The organism is Apibacter sp. B3706 (genome assembly GCF_011082725.1).
In the GTDB taxonomy this organism is placed as follows: domain Bacteria; phylum Bacteroidota; class Bacteroidia; order Flavobacteriales; family Weeksellaceae; genus Apibacter.
Map to the genome: position 1 here is coordinate 831,869 of NZ_CP049715.1, position 13,163 is coordinate 845,031.

The 13,163-nt window shown below is 30.5% G+C and carries 24 protein-coding genes; all 24 read left to right on the forward strand.

Annotated elements, in window-relative coordinates; genetic code table 11:
- Nucleotides 1-17 precede the first annotated feature (17 nt).
- The 24 genes from G8C41_RS03700 (at nucleotide 18) to G8C41_RS03815 (ending at nucleotide 13,157) form a co-directional block, all read left to right on the forward strand.
- The gene (locus tag G8C41_RS03700) at nucleotides 18-326 is read left to right on the forward strand and encodes a hypothetical protein (protein ID WP_255467044.1); all 309 of its coding nucleotides are present in this window, start codon (nucleotides 18-20) and stop codon (nucleotides 324-326) included.
- Nucleotides 327-356: 30 nt separating this feature from the next.
- The gene (locus tag G8C41_RS03705; RefSeq protein WP_166006153.1) at nucleotides 357-809 is read left to right on the forward strand and encodes a hypothetical protein; all 453 of its coding nucleotides are present in this window, start codon (nucleotides 357-359) and stop codon (nucleotides 807-809) included.
- A gap of 4 nt (nucleotides 810-813) precedes the next feature.
- Nucleotides 814-1,170, forward strand: a complete 357-nt coding sequence (locus G8C41_RS03710; RefSeq protein ID WP_166006154.1) for a YegP family protein — start codon at nucleotides 814-816, stop codon at nucleotides 1,168-1,170.
- 12 nt (nucleotides 1,171-1,182) lie between these two features.
- Nucleotides 1,183-1,944: a DUF1508 domain-containing protein gene (locus tag G8C41_RS03715; RefSeq protein ID WP_166006155.1), complete on the forward strand. Its 762-nt coding sequence runs from the start codon at nucleotides 1,183-1,185 to the stop codon at nucleotides 1,942-1,944.
- 2 nt (nucleotides 1,945-1,946) lie between these two features.
- On the forward strand, nucleotides 1,947-2,330 hold the full coding sequence (locus tag G8C41_RS03720; protein WP_166006156.1) for a YegP family protein: 384 nt from the start codon (nucleotides 1,947-1,949) through the stop codon (nucleotides 2,328-2,330).
- A gap of 27 nt (nucleotides 2,331-2,357) precedes the next feature.
- Entirely contained in the window at nucleotides 2,358-2,618 is a 261-nt protein-coding gene (locus G8C41_RS03725; RefSeq protein WP_166006157.1) for a hypothetical protein, read from the forward strand.
- Nucleotides 2,619-2,629: 11 nt separating this feature from the next.
- Nucleotides 2,630-3,238, forward strand: coding sequence for an HNH endonuclease signature motif containing protein (locus G8C41_RS03730; protein ID WP_166006158.1), 609 nt, complete (start codon nucleotides 2,630-2,632; stop codon nucleotides 3,236-3,238).
- Nucleotides 3,235-3,603, forward strand: a complete 369-nt coding sequence (locus G8C41_RS03735) for a hypothetical protein (RefSeq protein WP_166006159.1) — start codon at nucleotides 3,235-3,237, stop codon at nucleotides 3,601-3,603. The genes G8C41_RS03730 and G8C41_RS03735 overlap by 4 nt, the downstream gene beginning before the upstream one ends.
- 22 nt (nucleotides 3,604-3,625) lie before the next feature.
- Nucleotides 3,626-4,834 (forward strand): DUF6291 domain-containing protein, encoded by a 1,209-nt coding sequence (locus tag G8C41_RS03740; RefSeq protein ID WP_166006160.1) that lies wholly within the window; start codon nucleotides 3,626-3,628, stop codon nucleotides 4,832-4,834.
- Nucleotides 4,797-5,759, forward strand: a complete 963-nt coding sequence (locus G8C41_RS03745) for a hypothetical protein (RefSeq protein ID WP_166006161.1) — start codon at nucleotides 4,797-4,799, stop codon at nucleotides 5,757-5,759. The genes G8C41_RS03740 and G8C41_RS03745 overlap by 38 nt, the downstream gene beginning before the upstream one ends.
- A gap of 21 nt (nucleotides 5,760-5,780) precedes the next feature.
- Complete coding sequence (locus G8C41_RS03750; protein WP_166006162.1) at nucleotides 5,781-6,056, forward strand: hypothetical protein; 276 nt, start codon at nucleotides 5,781-5,783, stop codon at nucleotides 6,054-6,056.
- A gap of 36 nt (nucleotides 6,057-6,092) precedes the next feature.
- Nucleotides 6,093-6,242 (forward strand): hypothetical protein, encoded by a 150-nt coding sequence (locus G8C41_RS03755; RefSeq protein ID WP_166006163.1) that lies wholly within the window; start codon nucleotides 6,093-6,095, stop codon nucleotides 6,240-6,242.
- 23 nt (nucleotides 6,243-6,265) lie between these two features.
- Nucleotides 6,266-6,730: a hypothetical protein gene (locus G8C41_RS03760; RefSeq protein ID WP_166006164.1), complete on the forward strand. Its 465-nt coding sequence runs from the start codon at nucleotides 6,266-6,268 to the stop codon at nucleotides 6,728-6,730.
- 50 nt (nucleotides 6,731-6,780) lie between these two features.
- Entirely contained in the window at nucleotides 6,781-6,960 is a 180-nt protein-coding gene (locus tag G8C41_RS03765) for a hypothetical protein (RefSeq protein ID WP_160564392.1), read from the forward strand.
- Nucleotides 6,957-7,643 (forward strand): hypothetical protein, encoded by a 687-nt coding sequence (locus G8C41_RS03770; protein WP_166006165.1) that lies wholly within the window; start codon nucleotides 6,957-6,959, stop codon nucleotides 7,641-7,643. Before G8C41_RS03765 ends, G8C41_RS03770 begins: the two co-directional genes overlap by 4 nt.
- 74 nt (nucleotides 7,644-7,717) lie before the next feature.
- Entirely contained in the window at nucleotides 7,718-8,188 is a 471-nt protein-coding gene (locus G8C41_RS03775; protein ID WP_166006166.1) for a class I SAM-dependent methyltransferase, read from the forward strand.
- Between the two features lie 22 nt (nucleotides 8,189-8,210).
- Nucleotides 8,211-8,594 carry a VRR-NUC domain-containing protein gene (locus tag G8C41_RS03780; protein WP_166006167.1) on the forward strand — a complete coding sequence of 128 codons (384 nt, stop codon included), beginning with the start codon at nucleotides 8,211-8,213 and terminating at the stop codon, nucleotides 8,592-8,594.
- A 19-nt stretch (nucleotides 8,595-8,613) separates the two neighbouring features.
- Complete coding sequence (locus G8C41_RS03785) at nucleotides 8,614-8,799, forward strand: hypothetical protein (protein ID WP_166006168.1); 186 nt, start codon at nucleotides 8,614-8,616, stop codon at nucleotides 8,797-8,799.
- A gap of 99 nt (nucleotides 8,800-8,898) precedes the next feature.
- Nucleotides 8,899-9,138, forward strand: a complete 240-nt coding sequence (locus G8C41_RS03790; protein ID WP_166006169.1) for a hypothetical protein — start codon at nucleotides 8,899-8,901, stop codon at nucleotides 9,136-9,138.
- Between the two features lie 45 nt (nucleotides 9,139-9,183).
- The gene (locus tag G8C41_RS03795; RefSeq protein WP_166006170.1) at nucleotides 9,184-9,603 is read left to right on the forward strand and encodes a hypothetical protein; all 420 of its coding nucleotides are present in this window, start codon (nucleotides 9,184-9,186) and stop codon (nucleotides 9,601-9,603) included.
- Between the two features lie 21 nt (nucleotides 9,604-9,624).
- Nucleotides 9,625-10,116, forward strand: coding sequence for a transposase (locus G8C41_RS03800; protein ID WP_166006171.1), 492 nt, complete (start codon nucleotides 9,625-9,627; stop codon nucleotides 10,114-10,116).
- 5 nt (nucleotides 10,117-10,121) lie between these two features.
- The gene (locus G8C41_RS03805; protein WP_166006172.1) at nucleotides 10,122-11,543 is read left to right on the forward strand and encodes a phage terminase large subunit; all 1,422 of its coding nucleotides are present in this window, start codon (nucleotides 10,122-10,124) and stop codon (nucleotides 11,541-11,543) included.
- A 27-nt stretch (nucleotides 11,544-11,570) separates the two neighbouring features.
- A complete protein-coding gene (locus G8C41_RS03810; RefSeq protein ID WP_166006173.1) occupies nucleotides 11,571-12,944 on the forward strand; it encodes a phage portal protein in 1,374 nt (457 codons plus the stop codon).
- An 18-nt stretch (nucleotides 12,945-12,962) separates the two neighbouring features.
- Nucleotides 12,963-13,157 carry a hypothetical protein gene (locus tag G8C41_RS03815; RefSeq protein WP_166006174.1) on the forward strand — a complete coding sequence of 65 codons (195 nt, stop codon included), beginning with the start codon at nucleotides 12,963-12,965 and terminating at the stop codon, nucleotides 13,155-13,157.
- Nucleotides 13,158-13,163 lie beyond the last annotated feature (6 nt).

The following is a 13,163-nucleotide window of genomic DNA, read 5'->3' on the forward strand; positions in this document are numbered from 1 at the left end:
TAAGTCAAAACAATTATTTGCATTTACTGTTAAGTTCTTTCGCTCTGGAATATGGAGACACCTTAGAATATGTAAAGTTAGAAATATTTAAAAAGAAATTGAATTCGGACATTTTTAAAACCGAACATCTAAATAAAAAAACGGGTGAGATTCGCGAAGACTGGAAGAGTACGTCAATACTCAACAGTAAAGATTTGACGATAGCAATAGACAGATTAAGAGCATATTCATTAAAAGAATTCGGTCATTACCTACCCGAACCAAATGACTTGAACTTTTTAAATGAAATAAGAATCAGTATTGAAAACAATAAAGAATATTTATAAATAATTAAAACTAAATAAAAAATTAAAAACATGAAAAAAGAAGAATTAGCACAATTATTAAATGGTCGTCAATATGGAGATGAAATGACCGATGAAGAGCAATTACAAGCCAAAAAAAATGGGCTTTTGGTTTGTTTCGCGGCTTCTGATGATTTATTGGAATTAAGAGGTATTATACATAGTGGAGCAGGAGTTTATGAAGGTGGGTGTGTTTTACTTTATAAAAACAAAGATCAGAAAATTACATTTTTGTACGAATCAGACTATGATGAGTTCTCAGACATTTTTGATAAAAATGGTTATCCTATATCTCTTAGAATGCTGCCTATTAAAGCAGAATGGTGTCCAGAAGAACTAGCCTGTTCATGGTTAATAACAACAGATATTCCTCATGCAACATTTGACATTTATGATGATGAAGAATTGTATTGCCGTGGGATCGTATTAGAATTATCAGATATTGAAAATTACTTAAATAATTAAAACCATGAAAGATTCAAATAGCAACGAGAAATACTTTTTTGAAATAAATAAAGATCAATACAATTTATTCTATTTCAAATTAAAAGATAAAAACGGAAATATTTATCTAAAAAGCGGTTCATATACACAAAAAACTAATTGTCTAAAAGGGATAAGATCAATAATAAGAAATTCTAAAAATGATGCACGGGTTATAGTTGAACAAACTCGTGATGAAAAATGGAAAGGCTCTTTGAAAGCCGAAAACGGTAAAACTAGAGCATTCAAAACGGCTTTTAACACCAAAGAAGAAGTTAAAAACTTTTTTGAAATATTAAAAAAATTATCTATAGAAACAGCCTTAATTGACAATACTAAATAAAAAACTAAAATCATGAAACATTCTGCAAACAACAAAAAATTTTATTTTGAAATACACATAGACGTAGTCAAATTTACCGATTTAAATTATCGATTCTATTTCGATTTGATAGACGAAAAGGGTGAAATTTTACTTAAAAGCATTTCATATACATATAAAATTGATTGTCAAAAAGTAATAAAATCAGTATTAAGAAATTCAACAAAAGAAGATCGGTTTAAGATTGAACCTCTTTCAAACGGGAAATTTAGAGTCTATCTGAGAGCCGTAAACGGTGAAATAATAGCCGAATCACCTAATTATTTAGATACAAAAGAAGAAGCTATAAACTTAATTAAAAATTTAAAAAACTTATCCCTAAAAACTCCTGTTATTGACAAAACTAAAACCATGAAAGATTCAAATAACAACAAAAAATTCTTTTTTGAAATAGATAAAAATAAAGATAACTTTTTTTCCTATTTCTATGATCGATTTTATTTCAAATTAAAAGACGAAGAAGAAGGTAAAATTTATCTAAAAAGTGATTTATATACAAATAAAACTGATTCTCAAAACTGGATAAACTCAGTTATAAGAAATTCTAAAAATGAAGATCGGTTCGGAGTAATACAAACTTACGAAGAAAAATGGATCTTCTATCTGAGGAACGAAAACGGTCAAATAATAGCAGTATCACCTTATTATTTTGATACAATTGTGGAAGCCATAAACTTTATTGAAGATTTAAAAAGCTTATCTCTAAAAACGCCTGTTGTTGACAATACTAAATAACCATGATATACCCAAGAAATAACGAAAAATACTTTTTTGAAATAGATAAAAATGAAGACAACTTTTTCTATTTCCAATTAAAAGACGAAGAAGGTAATATTTATTTAGAAAGAGGCGCATATACGTACAAAACTAATTGTAAACACGGGATAAAATCAGTAATAAGGAATTCTAAAAATAGAGAACGTTTTATAATTAAACAAGCTTCTAACAAAAAATGGACATGCAGTCTTACAGCCGGAAATGGTAGAGCAATAGCATTTACCCCATATTTTAAAACAAAATTTAGAATAGAAAAATTTGTTGAAGACTTACCAAGAAAAGTGCATTTAGCTAAATTTTCTGATAAAACTAAGAGAATTCCTCAGTGGACAATAAACAACTAAAATCTTTTTATTTATAAACATGTTCGCATGAGTAAAAGACTGAAATACGATCCCGATGAAGTAATAACGGTAGTTATGAAAAAGGAAATGTCCATGAAAAATTATTTGTCATTGATGGAGAAATTGAGAAAAGATGGATTTAACGGATGGAATTGTCAGGGGTATCAAACAGGTTTTTATTGCGGATATAAAGGGTACCTTGAAGTTATATGTATTAAACCTAAATTCCTATTAAGATATAACAAAAAATTAAGACCTGTTATAATCATGAAAAGAAGGAATAAATAAAAATCACTGCTTTGAGAAAGACATTAACAGATCAACAAGTAGAAATAATTATTCGCGAGTACTTGAATAAACCCGTAAAGAGGATAGCTGATGAAATAGGGAGTAACCATGGGACTATAATGCGTAAGTTAAAATCATTAGGGCTTGAAATACCTAAAGAAATCATTGAAAAAAGGAAACAGGCTGGGTTATTTAAAAAAGGATCAACCCCCTTTAATAAGGGTAAGAAAATGACAGAATACCTATCTGAAGAAGCTATAAAAAATAACTTAAAAACAAGATTTAAAAAAGGACAAAAACCCAAACAAACAAAAAAAAGTTTAGAAGAAGTAATACGTAATGAAAAGGGTACCCAATATTATTATATAAAATCCCCTGGAGACAATATGATGGTGCCTAAGCAGCGATGGTTATGGGAAAAAGAAACAAAAACCAAAATACCCAAAGGATATAATATAGTATTTAAAGATGGGAACGCCTTGAATTGTGTTATTGAAAATTTAGAATGTATAAGCAACAAGGAATTAATGGAGAGAAACACCATACACCAATATCCGGCGGAGATAAAAAGAACCCTACACTTAACTAAAAAAATTAAAGATAAAATAAAAAGAAAATGAACATATCCGAATTAAACAACAAATTATTTAAAGCCTTAGAAGGTATAGAAGAAGGTACATTAGAAACAGACAAAGCAAAAGCCATGGTTAACATAAGTACCGCAATAACTAATAATGCAAAATTAATCTTACAAGCCGCTAGAATGTCGGAAAATGTACAAATGGCAAACGATCTATTTAGCCCAAAACAAGGGATGTTAACCTTAACCCCTGACGATACGTATATGAAAAAAAACACTTTTGCAAAAAAGCTAGGATATAACAATCTCTCTGAAGCATTTGCAAACATGGGTAAAGATAATTTTGAAGAAAAGTTTAAAGAGCAAATGCAATCAAGGCAACCTGAAAACAACAACAAAAATTAAGGCTATTTTAAAAGTTTTCATAATGGAAGAAAGAGACAGTATCATATTTTATAGAAGTTTTTTTGAATCAATAAAACTTCTACCTTCTGAAACACAAGCAGAGGTTTACAATGCAATATTTGAATACTCTTTAAACTTCAAAGAGGTTGAATTAAGTGAAACACCCAAAGTGATTTTTACTCTAATAAAACCGCAACTGGATGCTAATATTCGTAAGTATGAAAATGGCAAAAGAAAAGGAACCAGAAGCAAACCAGAAGCAAACCAGGAGCAAAACAGAAGCAAACCAGAAGCAAACCAGGAGCAAAACAGAAGCAAACCAGAAGCAAACCAGGAGCAAAACAGAAGCAAACCAGAAGCAAACCAGGAGCAAAACAGAAGCAAACCAGAAGCAAACCAGGAGCAAAACAGAAGCAAACTAGAAGCAAACCAGGAGCAAAACAGAAGCAAACTAGAAGCAAACCAGGAGCAAAACAGAAGCAAACTAGAAGCAAACCAGGAGCAAAACAGAAGCAAACTAGAAGCAAACCAGGAGCAAAACAGAAGCAAACTAGAAGCAAACCAGGAGCAAAACAGAAGCAAACTAGAAGCAAACCAGGAGCAAAACAGAAGCAAACCAGAAGCAAACCAGGAGCAAAACAGAAGCAAACTAGAAGCAAACCAGGAGCAAAACAGAAGCAAACTAGAAGCAAACCAGGAGCAAAACAGAAGCAAACCAGGAGCTAATGTAGAATGTATAATGTATAATGAAGAATGTATAATGAAGAATGAAAATGAAAATGAAAATGAAAATGAAGAATGTAAAAAGAAGGATGATGTTCTTTTAGAAAAAGAACCAAAAGCGCCCCCGCTTTTAAAAAAAGTAGGGGGTGAAAATAAAAATTTATCAGGGTTATATTCTACAAAAGAAGAAAGAAAAAAAGATTGTGAGGAAATAGTAAATAATTTCAATGATAGATGTACTTGCTTACCAATAGTCCAAAAAATAACGGATAAAAGAATATCATCGGTTAGCGCAAGGATAAAAGAATTTGGAAAAGAGAAAGTAAATGAGGTAATAGACATGGTGTCGGAGTCGACATTTTTAAATGGGCAAAATAAACAAAGCTGGACAGCTGATTTTGATTGGATTATGAGCCCTGCCAATTTCATTAAAATTTTAGAGGGAAATTATAAAAATAAGGATTTAAGACATGAATCAACCGATGAAGATTTCACAATTAATAGATAAAGAAGGATTGGGAAATTTAATACCCAAACGCCCAACACGGCCTTCTACTTATAACTATTTAAAACAAAATAATCCTGAACATCATATTGTAAAAGATTATGAAGCTGCATTATATGCTTATCAAGAATACCAAAAAAAAGCAAATGAAGCTGAGGGAATTATTGAAAAAAAAGAAGTTATAAAACCTATTGGAACCATGGATGTAAAAGAATTAAAAAAATATTTCTGTCAGGCGTTTTATAAAGTAAACAAGGAAAAATTCAATCCAAATGCAAATGATGGAGAAGCAAATCAATTTTTATGCACCTTACTTTATTATTTTGCTAAGTCAGATAATTTTTACAAAAGTAATCTTTTGTACAAAGGAGATAAAATCACAAATGATTTAAATAAAGGATTACTTGTAATAGGGGGATATGGCTGTGGAAAAACTTCATTTTTTAAAGCTTTCCATTATCTATTTAAAGTATGCCAGGAACAAGATATATCAATTAAAAATCTAAATGGAGATCTTATAAAATTAGCCAGATACAAACAGTTTTTTAAATACTTTACGGCAAATCAAGTTGTAGAGAAATATGAGGTATGCGCAGAGCCTGCTGATAAAGATTTCTTTTGGCAACAACAAAATAATGGGCGTGTCTATTATGATGATATTTTAACAGAGCGAGAGGCAAACAACTATGGAAAGGCTGAAATATTCAAAGATATACTGGAAAAAAGATACGATTTGGGAAGTACAACTTTAATAAGCTGTAATTATCACAAACGCTCTATCAAAGATAAAAATGGGAGAGTCGATGTTTTGGAAAATGTGAATTCTACCTTATGGCAATTTGGTAAAAGATACGGACCCCGTATATACGATCGATTATTCTCCATGTTTAACATCATTGAATTAAAAGGAAAAAGCCTTAGAAGGTGACCTATTAAAGACTGTAAAAAAATGAGAAAAATAAGTAAAAAAGAAAAAGATAAATTATTTCATGAATACGTGGTTTTATCCATGTTGTTACTCCATGTAATAGACCGGTTAAAAAGAATACAGGAATTCAATGAAAGATCCAAAAAATTTAAAGAAAACTTAGAATTTAATGCAAAAGAAATAGAGGATTTAACCGATAAAGTATTTACAATAAAAAAGATAAGCGGATCTACCTACATTCAGGATCTCGCCCAAAAAGTGGAAACAGTTATCCGTAAAAATTTTGTCACAATTTAAAGATTGAATTTAAAAATTAATAAAGCGTACCACAAAATGAAAGGAGAAATTACCCATAAAGAAAAAAAACAAGCAAGAAAAAAAGCCATTGAAAATCTAAAAAAAGCTAAAGAAATAGAAGCCGAAAAAATAGAAGCAGGAAAAAAATATTACCGAAGAGATAAAAGAACAATAGCGTTGAGATAAAGAACTATTAAAAAACTAAAATCATGAAAAAAGAAGAATTAGCACAATTATTAAATGGCCGTCAATATGGAGAAGAAATGATCTATGAAGAACACTTACAAGCCAAAGAAGACGGGCTTTTGGTTTGTTTCGGATATTCTGATGATTTATTGGAATTAAAAGGTATTGTGTTTAATGGAGTAGGAATTTATGGAGGAGGGAGTATTTTCCTGTATAAAGACAAAGATCATAAAATAGCAATTTTGGAAGAATCAAACTATGATGAAATAAAAGAAAGTTTAGAAGATTACAATTTGGATTTTATTTTACCAAAAATTCCTATTAAAATTCAATGGTGTCCAAAAGAACTAGACTGTTCATGGTTAATAACAACAAATATCCCTCATGCAACATTTGACATTTATGATGATGATGAATTGTATTGCCGTGGGATCGTATTAGAATTAACGGATATAGAAAATTACTTAAATAATAAATATAAAAAATGAAAAATAATAAAATCACAATAACATACAGACAAGCAGAGGAATTCAATTTAATGTTAGATGCTCTAAAGAAAATATCAAAAGATTTTCAATCCACAGATCAATTACGTGAAGATTGTAATGAAGATTATGGACTTGATTATGAAGAATGCTTAGAAATGTCTTATGAAAATATCCAAAGTTTAGCGGAACAAACGTCAAAAGGAATAAGAAAAATAAATATAAACAAATGAAAAAAACTAAAAACACCTATATACCAATTAATTTTTCAACTCCGATGATTCAAGCTATACTAGAGGGGAGAAAAACCCAGACAAGAAGACTAATTAAACCACAGCCAACAAAACAATGGGCAGTAGAACAAGGGGGAAAATATCTATCAGGAGCAACTGAGGAGGGAGTAACAAGCAAAGATATGGCGAATGTAGATATTAATATTGATAATTTGTTAGAAGATAATCCAACAAAAAAAGGAGTTATTCTGTGGGTAAGAGAAAAATGGGAGTATAGTGACGATCTAGAAGAACCATATTTATATGAACAAAAATATAATTCCGATTATTTGGAAGAATACCATAATTTAATTAAATGGAAATCTTCTACACATATGCCAAAAGAAGCCGCGAGGACATTTCTCAAAGTAACGGATGTATGGGTTGAAAAGTTACAGGATATTACAGAAGAAGAAGCTATGCAAGAGGGAATTGAAAGATTCTATGAGGGGTATGGTGGGCCTTCTGCTGGTTTTCTGTATAATGATTATAATCATGGACGTCAATTTCATTTACCATCCGCTAGAAAAGGATTTCAATCTCTTTGGCAATCCATATACGGAATTAAATCGTGGGATGAAAATCCGTGGGTATGGGTATATAGCTTTGAATGGATTGACAAACCACAAGACTGGAAGTATTAATTCTAAAAACATAATTATTCATATAAGTAATCTAAAAAATAACAGAGCCGGTAAAAAGAATACTAGCATAAAAAATGGAAAATAAAATAATACTAGATGCCTGTTGTGGTCCAAAAATGATGTGGTTTGACAAAAAAGATCCACGTGCTGTTTACATGGATATACGCAAAGCTGATTTTATTGCTTGTGATGGAAGACGTGCGCATATTGATCCCGATATTATAGGAGATTTTAGAAAAATGCCATTTGACGATAACTCATTTAAAATGGTAGTATTTGATCCTCCACATTTAAAAAAACTGGGTCAAAATTCCTTCACAGCCCAAAAATACGGCAAATTATTTCCTTCATGGGAAGACGATTTAAAATCAGGATTTGAAGAATGTATGAGAGTATTGCAAAATGAAGGCTTTTTAATCTTTAAATGGAATGAATATCAAATATCCATTAAAAAAATAATTGAAATCTTTGGAGTTCAACCCCTTTTTGGACACAAGTCCGGCAAACAATCACGCACTCATTGGCTGTGTTTTATGAAAAATTAATAATAAATATCGACCTTAAAAAATGGAAAATAAAGAAGAAATTAAAATAAGAAAAAAACGAGAGAACCCTGAAAGCCGGTTACAAAGAGCATGTATCAAATGGTTTAAGTTACAATATCCCAAAGAAACCATTTTCGCTATTCCAAATGGAGGAAAAAGAGGCAAAATAGAAGCGGCCATAATGAAAGGAGAGGGAGTTATGGCCGGGGTCTCCGACCTTTTTCTTATGCGTGGAAAAGAAGGGTGTCATGGGTTGTTTATAGAAATGAAGGCAAAAAACGGAAAATTACGAGAAAACCAACGAGTGTTTATCGAAGACGCAGAAAGAAAAGATTATAAAGTAGAGGTATGTTATTCATTAGAAGAGTTCATTGAAAAAGTAAATAACTATTTGAATAAAAAATAAGAAAACTATAACCAATAAAATGAGAAAAATTAAAAGATATAATGATATTCCTAAAGACTTGAAAATAAAGGTTTATGAATATTTTAAATCAAACGAAGAAAATACAATCCCCGCCTTATCAAAAATATTTAATATCTCACAGGCTCAACTCTCAAGGATTATAACAGAAATGCAATTGGAAGAAAAAACACAACTTAAAGTATAACTTTAATTAAAATAAATTAAATAACATTAAATCAATTTGTTGAATAAATAAAAATTAAGTATTTTTGTATAAATACTATTACTAAAAAATCTAAAAAAGATGGAAAATCAAAATTTAAGTTACGGGGGAAAGTTGGTAGGGTTAAATAACACCCCTACAGGAAATGAATTAGTTTACCAATTTAAAAAAAATGTAGCAGCTAAAATAGATACCTTAAATGATTTAAGAGCTACTTCTGAATCACAGGAACAGAAAAGATTGTGTTCTGTAGCAATAACGGAATTAGAAGGGGCACTTCTATGGGCAGTAAAGGCATTAACTTTTAATAAGGTAAGCTAACTACACCAACGTCTAAGAAAAATAATTTTAACTAAATAAATCTCTTTGGAAGTAATTTTTACCGGTACATTAAAAGGTTCAGACAAGTATATACATCAACAACTATCTAAGTTAAAAGAATGTGGGTTAGATCAATTTCATTTTATAAAAAAAATTGATATTGACTATTCTATCCTAGATCAAATAGAAAAGATAATTAAACTTGTGTTTAATATATCCGATGATATTTCCTCTAATTCTAAAAAACTTGAATATGCCCAAAGCAGAATGATGTATGTTCATTATGCAAGAAAGCTGGGATTATCTACTTATGAGATTAGTAAAAAACTAAATAGGCACATAACCAGTGTCTATTTTTTTATTAAAAAATTTGATGAAGACATCCAATACGATAAAAATTTTATACAAAAATATATACAGGTCGAAAAAGAAATTAAGAATAATATAAAGTTTGATTCAATTTAAAATGTGAAAATAACCCTTGATATGGCAAAGTATAGCAAAGAGATAGTAGAAGAAATAACCGATTTAATAAAATCCGATAGTTATACCGTTACAGAGATATGCAAAAGAGTTGGAATTGCCGATTGTACCTATTTTGAGTGGCAAAAAGAAAAACCCGATTTTTCCGATAAAATAAAAAAGGCAAAAAAAGAGAGACGTAAAATGTATGCAGTAGAAGCTGAAAAATCTTTATTAAAAAAAATTCGCGGATATGAAGTTGTAGAAACAAAGACAGTAAAAAAACCAAAATCAACGGAGATAACAACAACAACAAAACATATCCTTCCTGATACCGCAGCAATAATATTTGCACTTACTAATCAAGATCCCGAAAATTGGAAAAACAAACAGTTTAATGAACATACAGGGAAAGATGGTGATGATTTGTTTAAATCATTTGACGCCTCAAAAATACCTACCGAAAATTTAAAAAAGGTTGAAAAAATATTAAGTGAAGGACAAAACAACAGCTGAGTTTAATGAATGCACCGTGCCGGTATAATCCATTATTAGAAGCCCGTATTGAATTATTCAAGCGTAAAAATTTTGAGTTTATAACCGATAGGGATGGAAAGTCTCACAAAAAACAAAACGATTGCTTTCAACTATTGACAGACGATGTACATACAGACGTTGTGTACGGAGGAGCCGCAGGAGGAGCAAAAAGCTGGACAGGGTGTACCTATTTAGCTTTTATGAGTCTTTTATACCCTGGTACAAAATGGTTTGTAGGTAGAGAGACCTTAGTTGATTTAATGACTTCAACTTGGCAGACCTTCGGCAGAGTGTTTAAACAATATGGTATTGATAAAGATTACTATAAAATAAACGAAAAATATAATTTCATAGAATTTATCAATGGAAGTAGGATAGATTTTTTAAAATTACAATTCCTTCCGAAAGATCCTTTATATGAAAGATTCGGATCTAAAGAATATACAGGAGGATGGATTGAAGAAGCCGGACAAATTAATTTAGGTGCTTATGATATCCTTAAAACTAGGATTAACCGATGGATGAACGATAAATATGACTTAATCGGAAAAATATTTATTACTTGTAATCCTAAAAAAAATTGGCTTTATAATAAATTTTATAAGCCCTATATTAAAAAATTACTACCTCCACACATCGCTTTTTTACAATGCTTAGTAACTGAAAATCCTTTCATCGATTCCGGCTATATAAAAAACCTTCAAACGTCTAATAACAAGGTATTAATAGAAAGGCTTTTAAAAGCTAATTGGGATTATGAAGACAACCCGAATGCTATGTGTGCCCACGATACCATTTTACAAATATTTAATAATATACTATCAGTTAAGAATGGAAAGTATTATATAGTTTGTGACGTAGCACGGTTTGGGTCTGATGTCGCCAGAATAACTGTGTGGAATGGTTATGTTCTTATCTACCAAAATCAATTTGATACCTCGAAACTAACGGATATTCAAATGAACATAAAACATTTGCAGCAAAAATATAAAATACCGAATTACAGAGTATTAGTAGATGAAGACGGGGTTGGTGGTGGAGTGGTTGATAATTGCAATGTGATTGGGTTTAAAAATAACTCTAAACCTTTTAATGAGGAAAATTATAAAAATCTTAAAACCCAATGCGCTTATAAATTAGCAGAAAAGATAAATAATAATGAAATAGGGTTTGAGGCTGAAATAAGCGAAAGCGAGAAAGAAAATATAATCCTGGAGTTAGGAAATCTTCAAACTTGGAATGTTGACGGTGACGGCAAGTTAGAGGTTAAACCGAAGGAAGAAATTAAAGACACTATTGGCCATTCACCCGATTGGTTAGATTGTTTTACTATGAGGATGTATTTTGAATACATGGATACGGGGGTATTTGAAAATATAACTAAAGACACTTTTGGTTTTCACTAAAAATAAATAAATATTAAAATATTGATAATGGGAGTAAATAAAACGTTTGATGAGTTATTGTCTACTAAAGATATAAGCGGTATTTTGTCAATACTGGACAATAACAGCGAAAACGCGTCAAGTAATATTAAAAAATATAATGTAAACACGCATAATATAAATGATAGAGAAGATAAGATTTTAACCAATGAAAAAGGAGAACGGATAGGCCTAAAAAAACAATGGAAGTTGCCTATAAATTATCCAAAATACATCAATGAAATTTCCTTAGTTATGCTTTTTGGTAATCCGGTTAAATGGAATCAAATATCGAAAAAAACGGATAATGCCTACCATAAGTTTTTGGATGTTTTAAAGAAAATAAGATTTGACTATGCTATAAGACAATGCAAAAGAATTGCCGGAGCTGAGTCGGAAAGTGCCTTATTAATCCATTGGGAAAAAGAAGAAGAAGGAGGACCACCGGACATTTTAGCTAAACCCTTGTCAAAATCCCTTGGAGATGATTTGTATTATTCAAAAGATCAATTTGGTAGATTACTGAATTTCGCCAGAGTATATAACTTAAAAGTCGGCGGCGATGTAAAGCAACATTGTGATATATACACCAAAAAAAATATTTACAGATGTGTTAAATCTAATTTAGGGTGGAATGTAAATATAGAAATTAATTTAGCAGGCAAGATACCGGTAATTTTATTTCAACAAAATACAGAATTCGGGGACGTGAATCCTCTTATTGAAAGGCAAGAATGGTTAGCGTCTACTAATGCTGATACCAATGATTATTTTTCTTCTCCAATCCTTAAACTTCATATAGATAAAATAGCTTCCATGCCGGAAAAAAATGACCAGGGCAAAATAATTAAATTAACCGGTGAAGGCGGGGCCAGTTATTTAACTTATGATTCTTTACCTGAAGGAAAAAAATACGAAATGGATTTTTTAGATAAACACATACTAAGGGGAGCGTTTACACCTAGTATAGATTATGAAAACATTAAAGGCACCAGTAATATGTCCGGTAAAGCTTTAAAGCAATTAATGATATTAGCTAAAATAAAAGCAGATATGAATAAGGAAATATACGGGGCTATGTTGGACCGTTTCTCTAATTTGATTATAGCTATTATTTCAAATATTCTAGATGTTAAATTAAAAGAAGAATGTGAAAAATTGATTATAACCCATGAATTTCAAGAACCATTTGATGAAGACATCTCAACCTTGTTAAATGATTTAATAGAGGCAAAGCAGAACGAAATTATTTCGCAACAAAGCGCCGTATCATTAAATCCTTATGTAACTAATGCTTCAGAAGAATTAGAGAAAATTAAAATAGAAAAAGAGGAAAAGGTAGAAAAAGAAAGAGCCGTAAATATTTTTGAATCCGGTATTTAATCTTAAAAATTTAAACTAATGGAAATAAAAACTAAATTTAGCGTAGGAGATACTATATATATTAAAAACGACAGTAAACAATTGGAAAACTTTATAATTGAAATACTAATAACCATGAATGAAGTAAGGTATAAATTAAGAGATGAAAGCGGGGCGGGGATATATTATGAATTTGAACTGTCGAAAGAAAAGGATCTATTAAAAACCTTATAAAAACTA

Excerpts from the sequence above, each read along its gene's own strand:
- G8C41_RS03755 (WP_166006163.1), top strand. The coding sequence starts at position 6,093 with ATGAAAGGAGAAATTACCCATAAAGAAAAAAAACAAGCAAGAAAAAAA.
- G8C41_RS03715 (WP_166006155.1), top strand. The coding sequence starts at position 1,183 with ATGAAACATTCTGCAAACAACAAAAAATTTTATTTTGAAATACACATA.
- G8C41_RS03725 (WP_166006157.1), top strand. The coding sequence starts at position 2,358 with ATGAGTAAAAGACTGAAATACGATCCCGATGAAGTAATAACGGTAGTT.
- G8C41_RS03705 (WP_166006153.1), top strand. The coding sequence starts at position 357 with ATGAAAAAAGAAGAATTAGCACAATTATTAAATGGTCGTCAATATGGA.
- G8C41_RS03770 (WP_166006165.1), top strand. The coding sequence starts at position 6,957 with ATGAAAAAAACTAAAAACACCTATATACCAATTAATTTTTCAACTCCG.
- G8C41_RS03745 (WP_166006161.1), top strand. The coding sequence starts at position 4,797 with ATGAATCAACCGATGAAGATTTCACAATTAATAGATAAAGAAGGATTG.
- G8C41_RS03785 (WP_166006168.1), top strand. The coding sequence starts at position 8,614 with ATGAGAAAAATTAAAAGATATAATGATATTCCTAAAGACTTGAAAATA.
- G8C41_RS03815 (WP_166006174.1), top strand. The coding sequence starts at position 12,963 with ATGGAAATAAAAACTAAATTTAGCGTAGGAGATACTATATATATTAAA.
- G8C41_RS03800 (WP_166006171.1), top strand. The coding sequence starts at position 9,625 with ATGGCAAAGTATAGCAAAGAGATAGTAGAAGAAATAACCGATTTAATA.
- G8C41_RS03710 (WP_166006154.1), top strand. The coding sequence starts at position 814 with ATGAAAGATTCAAATAGCAACGAGAAATACTTTTTTGAAATAAATAAA.
- G8C41_RS03720 (WP_166006156.1), top strand. The coding sequence starts at position 1,947 with ATGATATACCCAAGAAATAACGAAAAATACTTTTTTGAAATAGATAAA.
- G8C41_RS03735 (WP_166006159.1), top strand. The coding sequence starts at position 3,235 with ATGAACATATCCGAATTAAACAACAAATTATTTAAAGCCTTAGAAGGT.
- G8C41_RS03765 (WP_160564392.1), top strand. The coding sequence starts at position 6,781 with ATGTTAGATGCTCTAAAGAAAATATCAAAAGATTTTCAATCCACAGAT.
- G8C41_RS03775 (WP_166006166.1), top strand. The coding sequence starts at position 7,718 with ATGGAAAATAAAATAATACTAGATGCCTGTTGTGGTCCAAAAATGATG.
- G8C41_RS03805 (WP_166006172.1), top strand. The coding sequence starts at position 10,122 with ATGAATGCACCGTGCCGGTATAATCCATTATTAGAAGCCCGTATTGAA.
- G8C41_RS03740 (WP_166006160.1), top strand. The coding sequence starts at position 3,626 with ATGGAAGAAAGAGACAGTATCATATTTTATAGAAGTTTTTTTGAATCA.
- G8C41_RS03810 (WP_166006173.1), top strand. The coding sequence starts at position 11,571 with ATGGGAGTAAATAAAACGTTTGATGAGTTATTGTCTACTAAAGATATA.
- G8C41_RS03790 (WP_166006169.1), top strand. The coding sequence starts at position 8,899 with ATGGAAAATCAAAATTTAAGTTACGGGGGAAAGTTGGTAGGGTTAAAT.
- G8C41_RS03750 (WP_166006162.1), top strand. The coding sequence starts at position 5,781 with ATGAGAAAAATAAGTAAAAAAGAAAAAGATAAATTATTTCATGAATAC.
- G8C41_RS03760 (WP_166006164.1), top strand. The coding sequence starts at position 6,266 with ATGAAAAAAGAAGAATTAGCACAATTATTAAATGGCCGTCAATATGGA.
- G8C41_RS03780 (WP_166006167.1), top strand. The coding sequence starts at position 8,211 with ATGGAAAATAAAGAAGAAATTAAAATAAGAAAAAAACGAGAGAACCCT.